Raw genomic sequence first — 21,150 nt, 5'->3', positions numbered from 1 at the left:
ACTTGTATCTCTACACTAACGCAAGTGGGTATTATTAAGGTCTCGATATAAGGCTTTTATCGCATCTCTTAACCATTTTATTTTTGGATTTTGATTGTTTCGTTTATGCCAAATCATGGTGAAGGGAATCATCAATTTATCTTGTAATGCTTTATCTACCGGAATAGGTAAACACACTAAATCTGTGTGTATATTACGACAGTAGTGCTGACAATATTGTGGTGCAGTGGTAATCATGTTGTGACCAGACTGAGCTGTCATAAACAAAGATTGTTCGAACGTGGCCATGGTTAATTCAATATTACGGCTTAAGCCCATTTCTATTAACACTTCATCTAATGCCCAGGTGTCTGACTTTTCCCATGTGATGTTAATTTGTGGGTATTTTACAAAAGTATCAATATTCCAATCTTCTTTTAAGGCTGGGTGATCTTTATGTAAATACACTAAGGGGAGGTCGGTAAATAATACTTCGTAATTGATAAAGTAGGGTAAAAGTTTAATCGATTCTTTTGATCTTGGGTGGCTCTCTCGGCCTGTAAAACCAATGTCGACTTCTCCTCGAATGATCGCCTCAATTGAGTCATAGTCCCAGTTATGAACTTTGACTTTAGCATCTGGATACTGCTGAAAAATTTGCTGTGTAAGTTGATTAAACATCGTCAGTAGTAATGGCGATTCCATCGCAAGATTAAAGCGCACACCATTAGGGATCTCATCGCCGCGTTTTGCGAGTATTTGACTGCTGACTTGTAACCAGTCAGCAAGCTCTTGTTCCATACTGATGGCGAGTGACGTTGGGCTAAATCCATGAGGTGTTTTTATAAACAAAGGGTCGTCAAACCATTCTCGTAACTTGCTGAGAGATTTGCTCACCGTTGACGGCGTCACGTTCAGTTTTTTTGCTGTTTTAGTGACGCTTAATTCTTGTAATAACAATTGCAGAGTGATCAGCAAGTTTAGATCAAGGCGTGCTAATGATTTCTTCATTGGAAATACTCGGCAGTGGTGAGGGAATGAATACTATTAAAACAGCGCTGATAACGCCACCCATTAACAATATTAATATCAGCATATTCAATGCACTTATACCAAGCAAGCCTAATAGCCAAATATACAAAGCTGAACTGCAAATTTGAGCCACTCCGAGCATAGAACTGGCGACACCCGCTCGATAACGATAGGGGCTAAGCGCTTGGCTCATTACCACACCAAACCCAATTGAAAATCCTGCACAGATAAGACTAAGACCAAATAGACTGATAAATTGGCTATCGGCACTGAGTTGAGTCTGCCCGAGGATGATTGCGGCAGACACAAATAATAATTGAGATACCAGCATCAAGCTACGTTGCTTGATATATGACAACGCCAATGGCATAGCAAATGAGGTGAGCATACTAACAAGTGCCGTTAATGCCATCGCAATTGAATACTCGCCGCGACTAAAGCCCATGATATTCATGATCAACATTGGCGATACATTTACAAACGTAAGAATTGCTGTAACGGCAATGGCACTAATGAGTAGTCGGCTTAAAAAGAATCGTTGGTAAAAGGATTCTGTCGCAGTTGTGGGTTGAGTTGTTGATTGAGTGAAGGGGTGGGCTGTCGATGGATCAGTTGTTTCGACTGTTGTTACATTAGCTCGTGATGATTGGCGTGTAGTATTGGTTTCTTTTAAAACAAATACTGACATTAAACACACCACTCCACCCATGGCTGCCATAGTAATAAACAGACTTGGCCATGGAAGGCTAAGCATGATCAAATGACCAATCACCGGGGCGATAACGGGCATGATGCAGGTAATTCCATTGACCATAGATAATATTTTTGCTCTGCGTTTATCGTCCAGCTTGTCACGTAAAATAGCAAACGCGACCACGTAACAACTGCCAGCGCCAATACCTTGAATAAAGCGGACGATTAAAAAAGATTGGCTGTTTTCTACTGTACTGGCCATGAACGAAGCTAATGTAAAAATAATAGCGCCAGTAATTGCTATGGGTCGTCTGCCGATAACGTCTGATAATTTACCGGCAAATACCATCGTTGTGGCCATACCCGCTAAATACACAGAAAAAGCGATATGGAGTTGTGACTCACTTGCACCTAAGTCTTTGGCGATTTGTGGTAAACCAACTAAATAAAGGTCAATTGCAGTGGGATAAAGCAGAACCAGCGCGAAGCTACACAGTATAAATCTAGTCATAAAACCCTCACTTAATGTTGCAAGGATAATAGATTGAAAGGTTTGTAGGTACGAGTTGCCATTTTGACAACAGGTATTTCTATTTACGACATCTTGTTGATTGATTTGAATCTGATGACTTTAAATACATTGATCGAAAAGCTTTAATAAAAAGTGAGCTACGGAGCATCGCTAAGCGTATTGAGTTTGCTGATTTTAGAGCTTTATTCAATCGAGCTCGCGGTTTTTATACGCTCACTCTTTAGATTAGGCCGTAAAAAAGGTTTGCTGAAATTATTGAAACGATGCTCCGGTCTTTATTCATCATGGAGTCCGAAAACTGTTGAGCATCAACTATACCATTAATGATAGAAGTTGATTTTTAGTTATCACCTTAAAAATCAAAGTGTCAATTGTCAATTGTCAATTGTCAATTGTCGATAGCCGTTGTCTTTAGTGCTTGTTATTCATGTTTTTAATTTTACTGACTCAATTTTACGCTTCAAATTTTACCGAAAAGTACCAATACACTTAATTACACAAAAGGTCTTAATAATGAGAATAATAAGCCGTCTTTACTTTGGCTTTGCAAGTTTACTGGTCATTATGGTTGGTATAACCTTGTTTGGTTTACTCAAAATAAGTATCGCAGACAATAATTTAACCAAATTGTCAGAGCAGACAGCAGTTGAACAGCGCCAAGCGATTAATTTTAGAGGCAGTGTGCATGATCGAGCCATTTCAATTCGAGATGCCGTATTAGTCAATAATGCTTCACTGTCACAACAGCATCAAAATGACATTAATCGTCTTAAACAGTTTTATCTCACAGCTGCAAAAACACTTAATACTATGTATGCCAACGTGCAGCACAGCAATGAAGAGTTAAGCTTACTGCAAGCGATTAAAGACATTGAAGTGACCACGCTAGCGGCTACTGAAACCTTGTTACAGATGGTTAATTCGAGCCGTAATGATGCTGCGACAGAGCACCTATTAGTGGTAGTTTCACCTTTATATAGCGAATGGCTAAAAAGAATTAATAAGTTAATTGATTATCAAGAAGCGCAGATTCAACAACAAGTTTCAGCAGCGCGTGAGCAAACAACCAGTTTTCAGTCGGTGATGCTCGTTGTAACCGCCATTGCACTATTTATTGGGTGTATGGTGGCGTTAACTTCTGTAAAGCGCTTAAAAAATATTATTGGCGGCGAGCCGGAATATGCTGCCAATGTGATTCAACAAATCGCTTCAGGTGATCTCACGGTAAAATTAACCGTTAATTCTTCTCAGAGTATATTAAGTGCAGTGCAGGATTTAACCATTAACCTGACCGACATAACCCAAAATTCCATGTTGGCCGCAAATAAGTTACTTGCGGCGTCTAAAGATTTATACCAAACGGCAAAGCAAAACGAACACCTCATCAATAATCAAAAATTAGCGACCGATAATGGTGCTGCAGCGATCACCCAGATGTCGAGTACCGTTTCAGAAGTGGCAAACCATACCAGCGAAGCTGCGCTACTATCACAAACGGCCACAAATGAGTTTAATGCTGGTCAGATTGAAGTGACTAAAACACAGACTGATATTGATGCGTTAGCCGTTAAAGTAAGTGAAGCGGCACAGATCATTGATTTACTATCACAAGACAGTAAAGAAATTGGATCTGTGTTAGATGTGATTCAAGGTATTGCTGAACAAACTAATTTGTTGGCGTTAAATGCGGCCATTGAAGCTGCACGTGCAGGTGAACAAGGCCGAGGTTTTGCCGTTGTTGCTGATGAAGTGCGTAATCTTGCTCAGCGTACACAAGAATCAACAAGACAAATCCAAGCTGTAATTGAAAGCATGCGCGCCAGTTCTGTTAAAGCAGTGACTGTTATGAACGAAGGTCAAGAGCAAGCCAATAGTAGTGTTCAGCAAGCTAAAAACGCTGGAGAATCATTACAGGCTATCAATATATCGGTAATTAAAATAAGCGATATGAATATCCAAATTGCCACAGCCGCAGAGCAGCAGTCTGTGGTTGCTGCGGATATAAATCAAAACTTTATTCAAATTACTCATTCAGCATTATTGGCTCAGCAAGAAGCCGGTAAAATTACCGCGGCCAGTTATCAACTTGAAGAGCTTGCTAAAAGCTTAGAGTTAAATGTAAAGCAGTTTAAGACCGAAATATAGTTATTCGTTCTGTGAAAGGGTTACAGATTAACGCTGACAAATCACTCATGTTATTTGTCAGCGTTAATTTAATCAATTTTGAGTTTAATTAACTTTTGGCTTTATCAATTTTAGGTTTAATCAACTTTTGGCTTTATCAATATGGCTTAAGCACAGGCTGATTTTATTTCTATCTCAACCTTACCAATAACCAAGTACTTTCCACCACAGTCCGCCGACAACACCCCAAATGGTTAAATTGACAACACTCATAATAATGCCCATTACCCACCAGTCTTCCATTGATACGTAACCGGAGCCAAAGATAATCGGTGAGGTGCCAGTGGCATAATGCGTGAGCGACATCATTAAAGATGATGCGCCTGCAAGGAGTAAACCTAGGTATAAAGGTGGGGCACCTAATGCGATGCCAGCGGCGAAGAATGCTGCAAACATGGCGGTAATGTGCGCAGTGGTGCTGGCAAAAAAGTAGTGTGCATAAAAGTAAACCACCACCAATATGATCACTGAAATCATCCAGCTGACACCAATTTGGGCGATATTGGTTTCAACCACACCAGAAAACCAATCGACTAATCCCAACTTATTTAAGAACGTTGCCATCATGACTAATGCTGAAAACCACACCACGGTATCCCAAGCGGTTTTTTCTTTAAGCACATCTTCCCAACTCAGTACCCCGCTAATTAACAAAATGGATAAGCCTAAAAATGCGACTGCAGTGGTATCAACCGCAAAATCCGCCCCTAATATCATGGCAGGTACTCCTGCCCATAAGATCAGTAATAGCGAGAACACACTCACCATGATTTTTTCAGCAAAAGTCATAGGGCCCATGTCAGCCAACTTTGACTTAGCGTAAGCTGTTGCGTCTGGCGTGCGCTTTATTTCTGGGGGGTAAACCGCATAGATAACCAGTGGCATCAGCGCAATACAAAGCAAACCTGGCAATAATGCTGCCAGTGCCCATGTGCCCCAAGTAATACTGATATCTGCACCTGTGGCATCAGCAATCAATTTGACTATTAATGGGTTAGGTGCAGTCGCGGTAATGAACATTGCCGAGGTAATGGGGTTGGTATGATAATTCACTAAGGCAAGATAATGGCCTATTTTGCGTGATGTTCCTTCTTCTGGAGACGAGCCCAAACTCGCTGCAATTGACTTCATTATAGGGTGAATAATTCCGCCGCCTCGTGCCGTATTACTGGGTGTGACAGGTGCAATGACCAGCTCTGATAACGCTAACGCATAGCCAATACCAATGGTTTTTCGCCCAAAAAAAGCAATAAAGTAATAGCCAATACGGTTCCCTAAACCTGTTTTAGCTAATCCGTGTGAGATGATAATCGCAATACCAATTAACCAAATCAGTGAGTTTGAAAATCCACTTAAGGCATCCTTAATGGCATCAGCTGGCTTGTCATTGGTTACGCCTGTTAATGCAACGAGTGTAATGGCTAATATGGCAATAGCCCCAATAGGCATCGCTTTACCAATAATTGCGACAATAGTACCAATAAACAAAGCCAATAAATGCCAGGCATTGGCCGACACACCTTCCGGTGAGGGGACGATGAACCAAAGAAATATAATTATCGCAATTGAAATCAGACCTGGAACAATTCGGATGTCGGTAGTTTTCATTGCAGTATCCTTAGGTTTGAGAATACACCTTTAGCAATGACAATAAATGTCGTTATCATTTGGTCAATTGTTAAAGCGGATCGGAGCAGTAACTTGATACTAAGTCTTTGGGATATTTAAATTTGTGAAGTTATTCTCATTGTTGATATGTGTCATATTAGTGTTCCACTCAATTGTTTATTGACTCGCTGGCTGTGTTGATTGACGTGACTAATTGGCTAGAAAAACAATATATGATTACACCGATAATGCTATTTTTATCGAATTTGGCGATTGGAGGGCTTTTTAACCTCATTAACATTGGTATATACAAAACTGCTGGTTATTCATAATTTCTGCGTAGTTGCTACACATTTCATTGTTAAGCTTTATCTTATATTTACACCTATGAGATATGACATGAATTCTTCACCTTTAAGTTTGCTTACTCTTGCCATCACCTTAGCATTAACCTTGGGGTTAACTGGCTGTGGCGGTTCTGAAGACAGCACCGATGTAACAGATGCAACCAGTTCAACCGATACCGGCACCGATACGGGAACAGAAGATTTAGGCAGTGGCATTTTACATACTGCGTACTATGAGTTTGATGATAACAACGTCAATGTGGTGCTCAGTGGCACGAACATTGTTATTGAAACCAATGGTATGCCTAACCATACATCGCCTTATTGGTCTGCTAGTAATGAGCTGCATGTTGAACCTACTGTTACTTCTTACGCATAAATGCCCCCTGGCTACATTGATGACTTTGTGGGGACCTATACGTTAACGGTAGATAACAGCCCATCTAAAGCAACACCAACCTCTGCTACCGGCTTAGGTGCAATTGTATCTAAATTATTTTGACTCTTCGGTTGATAAAATCTTGGCTAGTTGCTTTCGATAAACATTATGCGTAACGCTGCTGCTTTACTCGTTTTTAGGTTTATTTTCTAGCTGACTTAAATGCTGCTTAATAAGCTTTATCATTGCTTGAGCCGCAAATGATAGATGTTTCTGCTTACGCCAAAACAATGATAACTCCCAGCGTAAATCTTCACTGGCTAAGGGGACATTCACAACCGCTTCGACCCGGTATCGTTCAGCAATAATTTTTGGCAGTATCATTACTCCAGAGCCAGCCGCGACTAGTGCAATGCCAAAATCAGCATGACTGACTCGAGTGATATTTTGGGGTTTAAATCCCGCTTTGGCACAAGCTTCAAGCACTAGCTCATATAAGGCGTATTCTGGCTCAAACATCACTTGGGCCAATTGATCAAGCTCACTTAACTGTAACGTTTCTTTACTCGCAAGTTTATGGCCTGCGGGTAATACAACCACCATTGACTCATTGCGAATACGAATACCACAAAACTCATCATCGAAATCAATAATCCCTGTCGCAAGTTCTATTTCATCTTTGTGTAAGGCTGCCGTTTGCTCTATACCGCCGCGCACCAATAATTGCAGCTCAATACTCGGATATTGTTGTCTAAATTGAGCTATCACAGGGGCAAATAACTCTGCACTGCCTAATGGAGCTAGCCCTAATTTTAGTGAACCACCACTTAAATTACGTAAACAATCCAGTTCAGCCATCATCAGTTGACGGGCTTCCATTAACTTTGAGGCATGGCGATAAACTACTTTCCCTGCTTCAGTTAGCCTGATTTGCGAGCCACGCTTTCCGCGTTCTAGCAATATCATATCAAGCTCTTCTTCCAGTAAGCGTATTGCTTTTGAGAGGGCAGGTTGAGTCACAAATGCTGTGTGACATGCTTTAGCGAAACCGCCAGCATTAACAACCTCAGTGAAATAGTGCAGTGCTTTAAGATCCAATGTCATAACCAAAAGTGATGTAATCAATCATTAATATTCATTTTTTTTATCAATTAAGCAAGGGTAAACTCCGCATATCAACTAAATAACCATTGCGTGAAACTAAATGTTATCTCTATTCACTGGTCATAGTGCCTTTTTAAAGTGCAAAACAACCTTAATCATCCAAGTCAGCGGCCTATGTTTCTTTGCTTGGTTGTGTCAATGGGTTGCTTATTCTGTTCATTCGATTATTCCAGGAAGCGTGATTGGCCTCGGCGTATTGTTGATATTATTGTCTTGCCGATGGATCCCTGAGAAAGTCGTCAAACAAGGTTCGAGCTGGTTAATTGGCGATTTATTGTTATTTTTTATTCCTCCAGTTGTTGCCATTACAAAATATGAGTCATTGCTAGAAAGTTATGGTGCAGAGTTGATTGTGTGCATGTTATTGGCGAGTACGAGTGTGTTATTGGGTACTGCGTTTATTGTCGATAAGCTATTTAAATTTGAACGTCAGCAACGTTTAAACAGCATTACATCTCAGCGCTTACGTGCTGTTTAAAATTGAATATAATGGGGTGTAACAATGAATAGTTCGTTATTAGGTGTATTGTGTTTATTACTCACGTTAGTCGGTTATTATTTTAGTAAGCGCTTGTATTTACGCCAGCAACGCATTTGGTTCGCCCCCATTATTTTAGCCCCTACTATTATTTTGTTGACTGTAGTGATATTTCAAATTCCATTGGTCGATTATTTTCAATTTACCCATTGGCTACCCGCGTTATTAGCGCCTGCGACTATTGCATTTGCAGTGCCAATTTATAGAGAAAGGGCTCTGATTAAACGTTATCCGTTAACCATAAGTGTTGGCGTATTAGTGGGGTTATGTTTAGGCGTTGGTTCATCATGGTTGATTCTCCATTTCACTCATATGCCGGCAGAACTATCTAAAAGCCTAATTGTAAGATCGGTTTCAACTCCCTTTGCTATCGAAGCTACAAGCGCATTTGGTGGCGTCCCTGAATTAACCGCAATGTTAGTGTTAGTGACAGGTATTATGGGTATGCTCATTTGCGATCCTCTTTTTAAAGCTGCCAACATAAAAAGCAGCTTGGCACGAGGTATATCATTAGGCGCGTCAGCCCATGGCGCAGGAGCCGCTAAAGCGAATCAAATTGGCCGAGAAGAAGGCGTCGTCGCAAGTTTAACCATGATTTTTACTGGCATAGCCATGGTGATAACCGCGCCTTTATTTGCGTTACTGTTTAATTAATCTCATATTTGTTTCGACAAATCGTTACGCGATAAAGACTTTCCCTTCGATGGAAATATAGAGTTCTTGCTCACTCGTCACCGCGCTGGAATGCAATTTTATGTACATTATGGCGCAATGTTGATGTTATTAGCATCTTCAAAATCGAATCAAATCGATAGATAAACCTACTCGGATTGATGCTTTCATCACCTATGTTGGTGAGTTAACTGCCCAGGTTAATCAGTCAATCAATATCGTCCGCAATAAGAGCAATAAAACCCACATATTTGGCATGATGATATGGCCTCAGATGTAAGGTTGCGCTTTATTCTTTGTAAGTGGTACTCATAACCGCAAACTCTCCATCACTCCATCACTCCATCTCACATCGGCCTGTATAGCCTCACTAGCACCTGTAACTCCTTCCAAGTGAGTTTTTCTGCCAACGTATCCGTTGGCAATCCTGTTCATCTATGCGCTCCCACTAGAATCTATATTGCGTTAGAAACATTGTTTGTTATGCAAACTAAAAGCCAACTAAATTCAAGAGTGTCTGAAAGAACAGTGGCAATTTTCAACATGAGATCACGCGCTCATAATCAACACATTCAGATTGGTATGTAAATTAATTACTGTATTCTCGTTTTGTAATTACTATTTTTTTTAAACAAAATAACGATTTTGCTACATCAAATAGTGCATTTATTTTTGACGATGCATTGCGCTTTCCAATTGACTAAAAGAAGTATTCAATGAAAAGTATAAATTCTCTCATAACAGCCTCAGTACTGTTAATTATTTGCAGTAGTTCAGTACAAGCCGAAAATTTCTCCGCGGATAACTATTTGTTCGGTGATATTGGTGGTATCCGAAGCCAGATGCATAATGCCGGTATCGACGTTAGCTTAGGTTATACCTTCGAAACCGGAGGCAACTTAACAGGTGGCCAACATCATGCCACTAGTTATGCAGATCAAACCGTTCTTGGTGTTAACTTCGACCTCGAAAAATTATTAGACTTGTCCGATGCCAACTTCCATTTGTCACTGACCAATAGGGGTGGGCAGAGCCAGAATATTAATGATCAAGCTGAAATCGGCCAGTTAATGCAATCTATAGAAGTGTTTGGCCGCGGCAGAGTGACCCGTATTTCTGAGTTTTATTATGAGCAAAAACTACTTAGTGGCGACCTCAATATTAAGTTAGGCCGTATGAATGTTGGCGCTGAATTTGGTGCTTTCCAATGTGAATTTGCCTATCTTGGATTCTGTGGATCCCAATTCGGTAATGTTAATTCCACGGTTTACAACTGGCCTATAAGCCAATGGGCGGGTGTCGTCAAGTATCAGCTAGCGCCAGAATGGTATGTAAAGACCGGGGTTTACCAAATGAACCCAAGCTGGCTTAAAAACAGTCAAAATCTTAATTTGGGCAGTCCTCATGGCACTTTGGGAGTGACGATTCCTGTAGAACTTGCTTGGATGCCCAACCTCAATGACTTACCAGGTACTTATAAACTGGGTTATTGGCATGATACCGTTGGAGGTGAAGATCTTTACTACAATCAAGATGGTAATCCCTTGATTATTGATGGTGGCAAAGCACGTCAACATGACAGTAAAGCTGGCGCTTATTTTGTCGCAGAGCAACAGGTTACTGCTGTAGATGGTGATTCTGTCCGCGGTCTTAGTGTGTTCCTTATGGGGACGTTGAACGATCAAGATATCACTACTGTGGATAAATCATTGGCATTAGGGGTGAATTATCAAGGTCCATTTGCTGCTCGTCCGACAGATAAATGGGGCTTAGCCGCTAAATACCTACATGTGAACGATAGCATAGCTGATAGCGCTCAGCTTTATAATGACAATCACGCACTTTATATGCCTATCCAGGAAACAGAGACGGTCATTGCTAGCTATTACAAATTTCAAGTGACTAAGTATTCTGCTATTCGTCCTGAAATTCAGTACATACATAATCCAGGTGGTATCAGTGAGAATAATGATGCTTGGGTTGTCACTCTCAAAGGTGATATTGCATTTTAACTAAAGCTGAAATACAACATGCACTCTAAAACAGCTTAAATTAACGCTAATATAAGTAACCGTTATTGTAGATGTTTTAGATTCGATTATAGATGAATAAACGCAAGGCTAAATACAGAGGTAACGTTTTCAATCTGCGCTGGGGGTTGTTAACGTTTTGGGATGTTGGTAACAATTAAGTAATTTTGTTACCAATGTCATATCTCGGAGATCTGGTTGGGACATCACATCTTACCTTTGGTAAATTAGTGCCAGATCACTAAGGTATTCACTGCGATTATCCGTGATATTTACCTAAAGAATATCGTCGTCCCTACACATTAAGGAGTGGCAATCGTTGGTCTCCTTAAAAACGTTCATTTAGTTGTGCTAATAGTCAGATTGATAAGGGAGTAGTGAGTAATCATGTAAGCAGCAGCTTTTCATTTTTACTATTTTCACTGCAAAAAATAAAAAACATTAATATTATGCAGTTAAGTGTTTAATTCGGAGTTCCAATGAATAAAAAAACTTCAACCACAATTCAGTTGCTGGCCCCTTTTACGGGGGTGTGCTGTCCACTGAGTCAGGTTCCTGATGCCGCATTTTCCCAAAAGATGGTGGGTGATGGATTAGCGATAGACCCTACAGAAAACATTCTTCACGCCCCATGTGACGCCACCGTTACTCAAATACATCCTTCTAAGCATGCCGTGACTTTATTAACGGCGACTGGCATCGAAATTCTGCTTCATATAGGTGTCGATACCGTTAAATTGAAAGGCGAAGGATTTAAGGCATTAGTGAAAGTGGGTGATGCTGTAAAAGCTAAAACGCCACTGATTGAGCTGGATTTAGATAAAGTGGGTTGCGGTGTAAAAAGTTTGCGTACCGTCATACTGCTCACGGATATGACCAGAATTATTACATTAACACCAACGACTGAACAATTTGTCAACGCGGGCGATCTGTTATTTAGTGCAGAGGTATCAGCGGCAGTTCGTGCTGTAACAAAGTCAGATGACATGGTCAGTTCTGCGCCAATAGTGGTTATTAATCCAACCGGTATTCATGCTCGGCCTGCTGCTGCCATTGTCACTGCGATTAAAGCATTTGACTGTGACGTGATGATTGATAAAGCAGGCAAGCAAGCAAATGCTCGAAGTGTGGTTGGTCTTATGGGGTTAGACATCGCTTTTGGTGAGCAGATTGTTATTCTCGCTAAAGGTAAAGATCAGCAAGCGGCAATAGCAGCATTATCTGAGGCGATAAGCACTGGTTTAGGTGAAGAGGGCGCCGATGCTTCACTTGTGACTAAGAACGTTAAAAGCGACTTCGATCCTTTTTCCGAACCATCACTACTACTACAAACGAGCCAAGATCCACGTCAGCTGATTGGTGTGGAGGCATCTCCCGGTCAAGTTAAAGGGCGTTTATACGTGATTAAAGCTGAAGTGCCTAAGTTTGACACTTTTGCCGACGATGCACAGGTTGAACAGCAAACTTTAGACGATGCAATGAAGGTGGCTAATCAAACCTTAGTCGAACTGGTTGAAGAGCTGCATAACAAGGATATGGGGCAAAAAGCCGATATTTTTGTGGCCCACCAAGAGCTAATGTCAGATCCTGATTTGTACGATGACTGTATTATTGAATTACAGCAAGGTAAGTCGGCCCCTTATGCCTGGAGTAAAAGTATTTGTCGCCAAGCGGACAAACTTGCTGGAATGGACAACCCATTACTCGCAGGACGAGCAACAGACCTTATCGACGTTGGTAATCGAGTTTCACGTATTATGGCGGGATTGTCTCAAGATACTATTCCGGCTGAACTCCCTGAAAATACCATTTTAGTCGCCAAAGATTTAACCCCTTCAGATACAGCCAAACTAAACCCCGCATTTGTTAAAGGAATTTGCACCACTTTAGGAGGGGCATCGAGCCACAGTGCTATTTTAGCTAGAGCAATGGGTATTGCTGCTATGGCTGGTGTTGAAGCTAAGATCATGACCTTGCACGGTACTGAGGTGTTACTCGATACAGCAAAAGGTTATCTATTATTGTCGCCAACAGAAGCTGAAATGGCGCAACTTGATGTGATTAAAAATGCCGCTGAGCAGCAGAAAGCCTTGGCTTTAGCGCACAAAGATGAGACAGCCGTTACCTTAGATGGAGTGCGATTTGAAATTGCCGGCAATATCGCTAAAGTCAGTGATGCCCAAAAATTAGTTGAAATGGGAGGCGAAGCGGTTGGTTTATTGCGTTCTGAATTCCTTTATCAAGACCAATCAGTTGCACCTTCAGAGGATGATCAGGAACAAGTCTATCGTGCGGTATTGCAAACGTTAGGACAGCGTCCTTTAGTTGTGCGTACGTTAGATGTAGGAGGAGATAAGCCGTTAGCCTATTTACCTTTGCCTAAAGAAGATAATCCATTTCTCGGTGAACGTGGTATCCGTGTTGGTTTAGATAAGCCTGCAGTATTACGACAACAAGTTCGCGCACTATTGAAAGCGGCTGGTGCAGGAAACTTACGCATTATGTTCCCGATGGTAGCATCTTTGTTTGAGCTTAAGTTAGCCAAACAAGTTGTAAAAGAAGAAGCCGAAAAATTGGCTATCGATATTAGTGGGATCCAAATTGGCATCATGATTGAAGTGCCATCGGCAGCCGTAATGGCAGATGTGTTGGCTGAACATGTCGACTTTTTCTCTATTGGTACTAATGATTTGACTCAATATACCTTAGCGATTGATCGTGGACACCCTAAGTTAGCCGCCATTGCTGATGGATTGCATCCTGCAGTATTACGCCTGATCGATATGACGGTTAAGGCCGCGCATGCCAAAGGTAAATGGGCTGGCATTTGTGGTGGATTGGCCGGCGAAAAAGATGCTGTGCCTATTTTGGTCGGCTTAGGTATTGATGAACTGTCTGTGAGTGTGCCTTCAATTCCAGAAGTGAAGCATCAAGTGCGTCATTTAAATCAGCAAGCGTGTCAGCTTATCGCTGCTAAAGCGATGAGCTGTGCAGATGCCAAAGATGTTCGAGCATTAATGCGAGATCCTAATACGTTACTTGCCGTTAAAGGCGATATTGAAAAACGTTGATCACTTGGTAATCTATTAAAATTTCTAAGGTTGTATTATGACATCTAAAACAATAACAGCAGCTAAACCGAAGAAGGCTATGATGAGTGGCGCATTTTCGGTTTTACAAAAAGTGGGCAAATCGGTCATGTTGCCGGTTTCCGTATTACCCGTGGCGGGTATCTTATTAGGCGTTGGGAGCGCAGGTTTTAGTGTGCTCCCCGATATCGTCAATGTGTTAATGGTACAAGCGGGCGAAGCCATTTTTAGCAATATGGGATTGCTATTCGCGATAGGTATCGCGTTAGGATTTGCTAAAAATGATGGTGTGGCTGCTATGGCGGCCTTAGTGGGATATGCCATCATGGTTAAAACCATCGGCGTACTTGAACCTGGTACTGATGTGGGCGTGTTTGGCGGTATGATTGCCGGTGCTATTGCTGCAGCGACCTTTAACCGTTTCTTTAAAATTCAATTACCTTCATATCTTGGATTCTTCTCAGGTAAACGAAGTGTGCCTATTATTACTGGTTTTGGAGCGATCTTTGCGGGAGTTATCTTATCGTTCATTTGGCCTCCGATAGGCAATGCTATTGCTGCATTTTCCCATTGGGCGGCATATCAAAATCCAACATTAGCTTTTGGTATTTATGGTGTGGTTGAGCGTTCGTTAATTCCAGCCGGTTTACACCATGTATGGAACGTACCTTTCTTCTTCGAAGCGGGCAATTGTGTTGACAGTTTAGGTAAACCTGCAACTGGCGTACTGACGTGTTATTTGCAAGCAGACGATGCGAGTCGAGCTGCTGGTAATGGCTTCGGTCAACTTGCGGGAGGTTATTTGTTTAAAATGTTTGGTTTACCTGCTGCTGCAATGGCGATTTGGCATACTGCGCGCCCAGAAAATCGTGTCATGGTCGGTAGTATCATGATTTCGGCAGCGTTAACCGCATTTTTAACCGGAATTACTGAACCCATTGAGTTTGCATTCTTATTTGCCGCACCATTACTTTATGTAGTACATGCGTTAATGGCTGGTCTTGCTTATGTGCTAGTAAATATGTTTGGTGTTGTTCATGGAACCTCTTTCTCACACGGTTTGATCGATTTTCTTGTTCTTTCAGGTCATTCGCAAAAAATCTGGTTGCTGGTGGTGTTAGGTCTCATTTATGCGGCTTTGTATTACGTGGTGTTTAGATTCTTAATTTTGAAGTTCGACTTGAAAACGCCAGGTCGAATGGATGTTGAATTAGAGATCGTTTCATCAGAAGGGACAGAAAGAGCGCGTAACTATATCGAAGCCTTCGGCGGACCAGAGAACCTAGTCAATGTGGATTCTTGTATTACCCGCTTACGGATGGATGTGCGCGATACCAGTAAAGTGGATCAAGCTAGATTGAAGCAGTTAGGCGCCAGTGGCGTGTTGATTTCGGGAAGTGCGGTACAAGCTATTGTGGGGACTATCGCCGAAGTGTCACGTACCGAAATTGATGAAATGCTCGCGTCAGGTGGCTATCTTGCTGCGACTCCCACGCCTGTAATAGCAACCGCAACGGTTAACATTTCAGCAAAGGATCGCGAGCAAGCTCAAGCCATCCTGCCACTATTGGGTGACGTGAGTTCATGTCGTGCTATTGCCGATAATCGCTTACGCTTAGAAGTGAAAGATGCCAGTCTATTAGACAGTACCGCCCTTCAAGCCCATGGCATTGAAGCTGTGTTGGTTTTAAATCCGAACTTGGTTCATTTAATTTTTAGTATGAATACAACAGGACTAGCCAGCGTGTTAAATGAGACTTTTGCCGACTGAAGCTGTTAAGAAGAGGTGATTCAGTCAGATATATGAGTATTAAAATATGATGACAGTATTGACCACATGTTGAATAGCCAACAATTGAATTTGAAAAGGCTTTTTAGGACAGTGTTCGATTAGCGTAGAACAGAAAAAGCCTCATCAGAAATGATGGGGCTTTTTAATAATTTTATACTCAAGGTTTATATGAGTAATATGTCGATGAACCCACCGAAGCGGGTGAGGGTAAGTTATTGAAAAATTGATTTAAATGGTTTGAAGACTTTGTAAGCTTGTTGGTAAGTTGCCGGGTGTCAGTAATAAAGACAACGTTCTAACATTAAATTATCGATACCTCACACCACTAGAACCCCCCAGTCTGAAGTTTTACAAACTACAATATTTATGGAGTGGTATTGTGACTCCGACAGGTTAAAAATGTATTTACATAAATAAGGCAGATTCATTTTTATAATATTAACACTTCGGTCAGCAAATTGTTATGTAACGGAATTTACAAAATAGAGCAATTTTTATAGGTAGTGACGATGATCAAATTTTTGGTTGCTCATGCTAGGAATTAATTTATGACAAAGATACTCAAAACAGGCATCGTTGGTTACGGCTATGCCGCAAAAACGTTTCATGCACCATTGATTAAGGCTGTATCGGGCCTACAACTCGCCGCAATATCCTCCAGCAATCCGGCAAAGGTGCATATAGACCAACCTGATTTGGCTGTGTTCTCATCCCCCGAAGAGTTATTTTCCTGCGCTGATATAGATTTGGTGGTTATTCCAACTCCCAATGATACGCATTTTCCTCTTGCGGCAGCGGCTCTAGCAGCCGGTAAGCACGTAGTTTTGGATAAGCCATTCACTCTCACTACTAGTGAAGGTAAGGAGCTTATTAAACTCGCTCATCAATATGATCGGCTGCTATCAGTATTTCATAATCGCCGTTGGGATTCCGATTTTTTGACGTTACAGAAGGTGTTGCGCGAAGGTTCACTAGGCCGTGTGACACATTTTGAATCACACTTTGACCGCTATAGGCCTGAAGTTCAAACGCGCTGGCGTGAGTCGGCTGCTCTAGGCGGAGGTTTGTGGTTTGACTTGGGATCGCATTTACTCGATCAGGCACTGCAGTTGTTTGGTACACCAAAAACAATGTGGTTAGACCTGGCTCAACAACGTGATGGAGCAGTCGCAGATGACTGGTTTCATGCCGTGCTGGGATATGACGAAATGCGGGTAATTCTTCATGGTAGTGCATTGGTTGCTAACCCTGGCCCACGTATGACAGTGCATGGCACTAGTGGCAGCTTTACTAAGTTTGGTCTTGATACGCAGGAGAATGCGCTTAAGTCAGGTCAGCAGCCTGGAACTCCGGGGTGGGGAAACGATCCACTTTCTTGCAAATTATCGCTGAAACACAAAGACGCGATTATCGAGCAAGACATCATAACGACACCAGGCAATTACCAAGCATATTATGAAGGCATTCGCGATGCGATTTGTCTTGGCAGCCCAAATCCAGTAACGGCAGAGCAGGCCCTTTTGGTCATGAGACTTATTGGACTCGGCATTGCCAGTGCTGAAGAAGGTCGTAAGTTGAAAGTGTTTGATCTCTGAGTATACGCACTAAATTTTTATATTATTTTCGAGCAAGAATACTTGCTCGATTATAAATTAACTTATGTTGTGTAGTGGATATAAAAATCGTTAACTTGTTGTTTACCTTTTCTGCTACACACTTTGTGAGATATATCTCACAAAGTGTGTGAGCCGAATCACCTTATTACGGGTTAATATTTCTCCTGAATATTTAAGTTATTGATTGTAAAGTTTATTTAATTTTGTGTTATCTGTGAGGTATTTTAATCATTTAGAGGTACCTGTTTACGTAGAGGTAAATGAATTATTATTTATCTCGTTCCTAGGACGGGAATATTACAAGGTAGTAAAGAGGTCTTGGAAGACCATGAGTATATGGAAATAACGGACGGTATTGAGTTTCAGGATGAAACGTTAAACTTGCTCAATGGACGCAATAGCGGATTAAGCGAGTTTTATAACATTATCAGGATGATAGTGTGCAATGGATGCAAGATTCTACGCAAATGATTTGCGACAGGATACGTTAAGAATTTCATGGATGATATAAGGACACGCTCAGGATGGAGCAGGCTCGGTAAAAGGATAATCGAGTAAGATGGAAAGTACTTAATTGTACAAGGAACATCAAGGATTGAACAAGGATAGAGCAGGAAGCAAGTGATACGCATGGATGGTGCAGGGAGCACATTTATAGCTGGAAAGCTTAACAAGAGATAAAGAGGCCGCGACAGTTACTGTCGCGGCCTTTCTTTTGGTTTTTTTCAGAGCAATGGAACTTTGTAGTGATATGTTGTCCAATTGTAAAGTGCCTATGTGTAGGGTTTGAGTACCTCATTTAAGTACACAACATCTAACTCACCATTGTATAAGGAGATAGCATGAAAGGGTTTAAAGTTGCACTATTGGTAGGTTTTTCATTCGTTTGCTATAACGCCAATGCAGCCGTGAGCGAAGAACAACAGCAATGGGTTGAGCAAGCGTTCAGCGATCTTAATAGTAATAATGACGGTACCAAGGTGCTTTGGCAGTATTCACAGCAAACAGTGATGCCAGACATGACACGTATTGAACAATTCAATGCATCTTTAACTGAAACTGAACGTTGGAGTTTGGTGTCTGAAAATGGTGATACTCCTGGTAAAAAGCGCTTAACTGAATACCGAGAACGTCAACAAGATCTGCATGAAGATAAAGACGAAACTAGCTATGAATTAGCGTTTTCTGATTTAATTGATTTGTCGACATTGGTTTTTGTCGGTGAGGATGACAATAATATGTCATTTACGTTTACACCCAATATTGATGAGCTAGACAATAACGTATTAGCAGGCGTGCTTTATTTGGATAAAACATCCAAGCATTTACGTAAAATTCTCATCAAAAATACTGACGAGTTAAATCCTGCGTTTTCAGTTACGTTAACTAAATTTGAATTAGAGTTAAGTTTTGATGTGTTTGAGGGATTAGTGATGCCAGCTCATACATCAACCACTATAATGGGTACAGCGGCAATTTTTAAGTCACTCGACAGTGTTCAAACTGTTACCTACAGCGATTATAAAATCCTCAACAATCCACAAACTTAATTGCATTTTATGGCAATAAAAAACGCTATTTTTTTGAAAAATAGCGTTTTTTTTGATTCAACATCGACTAATAAATAATGATATTAGTGGCATTTACCAGAATCACAGCTTTTACTGCTGCCACAACTGCCAAATTTACCGCTCGCCATTGGTGCATCCATCCATTCTGGTTCAGGGAAAATTGGCCATTCAATTTTTTTGGCTCGATTACCATGCATTAAAATATGGCCGCGATATTGGTTAATACCATCGGTGCTAAACTCGAACATGAATGTTGCTTTCCAACAAATGCCAGTACTGCCACCAATACTTGGACGGGCTGATTCCATTGCAATAGCCAGTAGTTGTACGTTTTGCTTTTTACAGGCTTGCTCTGTAATCGTTCGGCTTAATTCTGCCATTTGTCGAAGTTGCCAAAAAAAAGCAGCAACGACAACTAAAGCAACAATTAATAAAAAATCAGTCATCATAGGCTGGTAGCTCTAAATAATCCGCCAATTGCGGTTGCTAATTGAACGCTTCTGTCTGGATGTCTTAAGTCGGCTAATAATCCAGAACGTAAGCTGGGTATTGCCACGATATCAGCAAATACTTGATTAAAGAAGTGCTGAGGCTGTTTTGCTAGCGCTTCTAAATAGTGTTTACGAGTGGCATCATCTTTTAACGCTAACCAGTTACGTGCAGCAATTGTTATTAGCGTGTTGTCGTCTAAATGTTGTTGTTCATTGAGCTGGTTAATGGCTGTCGTACTGTATTGAACATCAGATGCTAATGCCGCTAAATACATTACTTTTATATGGTCTTCAGCTTGTTCTAATTGATTAAATAAGTACTCGGCAAGGCGTTTATCAATATTAATGTGTTCTAAGCATTGGCAAAGGGCGGCTTGCACTTCAATAGGTGCATTATCAAGTGCATTTATAATGTCATCAAGATGGTTGAATTGATGTGCGCGAACGCAAATATCGGCTAAACCTTGTAAACCCAGTAGTGGCCATGTGTTTTGCGCTGCTTGGCCAGACAAATACTGCGTAGCAAATTCATATTGGCTCGATGCGGGTTGACCAAGCTGAAGTCTGACCAATGCATTAAATAACGCCAGTTTGTGCTGATTAGGCTTAAAGCTGAAAGGATGATTGGCTAATTGTTCTTGCTGTACATCGGTTAATGCTTGGGTTGGATTACGACCTAGGGCTTCTAAAATCATTTTAATAAACTGAGTTCGAGGCGCAGGTGATAATAAACCTTGCTCATCTAGAGGTAACTTTACAAACCAAATATAAGGTAATTGTTCTTGTTGCCAAAATACGATAGCAAACTGTGCATGGCCTTGAATAGGATAAGGATACGGTGCCAGTAAAGAATCAATTTGCTGAAAAGCTAACATATCGATATGTTGCACTCGGCGACCTAAATCGTATATTTGGAATTGTGTATTTGCGGTCGTCAGAAACTGGCTTAAGGTGGTTATCTCGGTCATGGGGTCGTCACTAAATCAAAGAAGTTGGATGGGTATTCAATGGGCTAAATGATATCATACTCCGACTTAGCCTTTATGTTGTCGTTCATTTTTATGCTTTATTTAGCCAGTCAAAATTATTTAGTTAAATTAGAACAATTGCTTAAGGAATTTCAGCTATGGTCTGATATCTCACCTCCTGCATCTGTTATGGCGAGTACTGCACCTTTTTGCTGTGATGTAATGGCATTCGAGCAATGGTTGCAGTTTATTTTTATTCCAAAGATGACCGAGCTTATTGCGCAACGACAACCTTTACCGACCAATATGGCATTAGCGCCTATGGCCGAGCATGTGTGGCAAGGTATGCACTATGGTGATGTTCTGATTGCTCAATTACAACAATTTGATACTTTGCTCAGTCAGCGTTAAGCGAATGACAAACACCACCACATTCCAACAAAAAAATTAAGCCAATACTGAGTT

16 protein-coding genes are annotated in these 21,150 nt (G+C 41.1%); 10 read left to right on the top strand and 6 right to left on the bottom strand.

Annotation, left to right across the window (positions count from 1 at the left end):
• Nucleotides 1-15 precede the first annotated feature (15 nt).
• Together yidZ and AAEY94_RS14115 are read right to left on the bottom strand one after the other, a co-directional pair.
• Nucleotides 16-990 carry an HTH-type transcriptional regulator YidZ gene (gene yidZ / locus AAEY94_RS14120; RefSeq protein WP_101086610.1) on the bottom strand — a complete coding sequence of 325 codons (975 nt, stop codon included), beginning with the start codon at nt 988-990 and terminating at the stop codon, nt 16-18.
• Nucleotides 965-2,215: an MFS transporter gene (locus AAEY94_RS14115; protein WP_101086611.1), complete on the bottom strand. Its 1,251-nt coding sequence runs from the start codon at nt 2,213-2,215 to the stop codon at nt 965-967. Before AAEY94_RS14115 ends, yidZ begins: the two co-directional genes overlap by 26 nt.
• Nucleotides 2,216-2,749: 534 nt before the next feature.
• On the opposite strand from AAEY94_RS14115, the gene AAEY94_RS14110 reads away from it, so the two are divergent.
• A complete protein-coding gene (locus tag AAEY94_RS14110; RefSeq protein ID WP_101086612.1) occupies nt 2,750-4,381 on the top strand; it encodes a methyl-accepting chemotaxis protein in 1,632 nt (543 codons plus the stop codon).
• Nucleotides 4,382-4,561: 180 nt separating this feature from the next.
• On the opposite strand, the gene AAEY94_RS14105 is transcribed toward AAEY94_RS14110, so the two are convergent.
• The gene (locus tag AAEY94_RS14105) at nt 4,562-6,028 is read right to left on the bottom strand and encodes a DASS family sodium-coupled anion symporter (protein WP_101086613.1); all 1,467 of its coding nucleotides are present in this window, start codon (nt 6,026-6,028) and stop codon (nt 4,562-4,564) included.
• Between the two features lie 399 nt (nt 6,029-6,427).
• On the opposite strand from AAEY94_RS14105, the gene AAEY94_RS14100 reads away from it, so the two are divergent.
• Nucleotides 6,428-6,754, top strand: coding sequence for a hypothetical protein (locus AAEY94_RS14100; protein ID WP_101086614.1), 327 nt, complete (start codon nt 6,428-6,430; stop codon nt 6,752-6,754).
• Between the two features lie 186 nt (nt 6,755-6,940).
• Here AAEY94_RS14100 and AAEY94_RS14095 read toward each other — a convergent pair whose 3' ends face one another.
• Nucleotides 6,941-7,852, bottom strand: coding sequence for a LysR substrate-binding domain-containing protein (locus AAEY94_RS14095; RefSeq protein WP_101087201.1), 912 nt, complete (start codon nt 7,850-7,852; stop codon nt 6,941-6,943).
• A gap of 106 nt (nt 7,853-7,958) precedes the next feature.
• Between AAEY94_RS14095 and AAEY94_RS14090 the strand changes: the two genes are divergently transcribed.
• The 7 genes from AAEY94_RS14090 (at nt 7,959) to AAEY94_RS14060 (ending at nt 19,205) form a co-directional block, all read left to right on the top strand.
• Nucleotides 7,959-8,396 (top strand): CidA/LrgA family protein, encoded by a 438-nt coding sequence (locus AAEY94_RS14090; RefSeq protein ID WP_101086615.1) that lies wholly within the window; start codon nt 7,959-7,961, stop codon nt 8,394-8,396.
• 24 nt (nt 8,397-8,420) lie between these two features.
• Nucleotides 8,421-9,110, top strand: coding sequence for an LrgB family protein (locus tag AAEY94_RS14085; RefSeq protein WP_101086616.1), 690 nt, complete (start codon nt 8,421-8,423; stop codon nt 9,108-9,110).
• A 734-nt stretch (nt 9,111-9,844) separates the two neighbouring features.
• Nucleotides 9,845-11,140, top strand: a complete 1,296-nt coding sequence (locus AAEY94_RS14080) for a carbohydrate porin (RefSeq protein ID WP_101086617.1) — start codon at nt 9,845-9,847, stop codon at nt 11,138-11,140.
• Nucleotides 11,141-11,637: 497 nt separating this feature from the next.
• On the top strand, nt 11,638-14,229 hold the full coding sequence (gene ptsP / locus AAEY94_RS14075; protein WP_197708429.1) for a phosphoenolpyruvate--protein phosphotransferase: 2,592 nt from the start codon (nt 11,638-11,640) through the stop codon (nt 14,227-14,229).
• 37 nt (nt 14,230-14,266) lie between these two features.
• On the top strand, nt 14,267-16,018 hold the full coding sequence (ptsG, locus tag AAEY94_RS14070) for a PTS glucose transporter subunit IIBC (RefSeq protein WP_350979082.1): 1,752 nt from the start codon (nt 14,267-14,269) through the stop codon (nt 16,016-16,018).
• A gap of 569 nt (nt 16,019-16,587) precedes the next feature.
• Nucleotides 16,588-17,634: an oxidoreductase gene (locus tag AAEY94_RS14065; RefSeq protein ID WP_350979081.1), complete on the top strand. Its 1,047-nt coding sequence runs from the start codon at nt 16,588-16,590 to the stop codon at nt 17,632-17,634.
• Nucleotides 17,635-18,497: 863 nt separating this feature from the next.
• Nucleotides 18,498-19,205 carry a hypothetical protein gene (locus AAEY94_RS14060; RefSeq protein ID WP_101086620.1) on the top strand — a complete coding sequence of 236 codons (708 nt, stop codon included), beginning with the start codon at nt 18,498-18,500 and terminating at the stop codon, nt 19,203-19,205.
• 83 nt (nt 19,206-19,288) lie between these two features.
• Here the strand turns inward: AAEY94_RS14060 and AAEY94_RS14055 are convergent, their stop codons facing one another.
• Both AAEY94_RS14055 and AAEY94_RS14050 read right to left on the bottom strand, forming a co-directional pair.
• Nucleotides 19,289-19,675: a DUF3301 domain-containing protein gene (locus AAEY94_RS14055; RefSeq protein ID WP_101086621.1), complete on the bottom strand. Its 387-nt coding sequence runs from the start codon at nt 19,673-19,675 to the stop codon at nt 19,289-19,291.
• Complete coding sequence (locus AAEY94_RS14050) at nt 19,672-20,685, bottom strand: DUF3549 family protein (RefSeq protein ID WP_101086622.1); 1,014 nt, start codon at nt 20,683-20,685, stop codon at nt 19,672-19,674. The genes AAEY94_RS14055 and AAEY94_RS14050 overlap by 4 nt, the downstream gene beginning before the upstream one ends.
• A 48-nt stretch (nt 20,686-20,733) precedes the next feature.
• Here AAEY94_RS14050 and AAEY94_RS14045 point away from each other — a divergent pair, with 48 nt between their 5' ends.
• Nucleotides 20,734-21,096 carry a YqcC family protein gene (locus AAEY94_RS14045; protein ID WP_101086623.1) on the top strand — a complete coding sequence of 121 codons (363 nt, stop codon included), beginning with the start codon at nt 20,734-20,736 and terminating at the stop codon, nt 21,094-21,096.
• The last annotated feature ends 54 nt before the right edge of the window (nt 21,097-21,150 follow it).

The sequence above is a fragment of the Shewanella sp. AC34-MNA-CIBAN-0136 genome, assembly GCF_040309945.1.
Classification (GTDB): domain Bacteria; phylum Pseudomonadota; class Gammaproteobacteria; order Enterobacterales; family Shewanellaceae; genus Shewanella.
The sequence above is the reverse complement of the archived record's forward strand: the minus strand, read 5'-3'. Positions and strand labels throughout refer to the sequence as shown.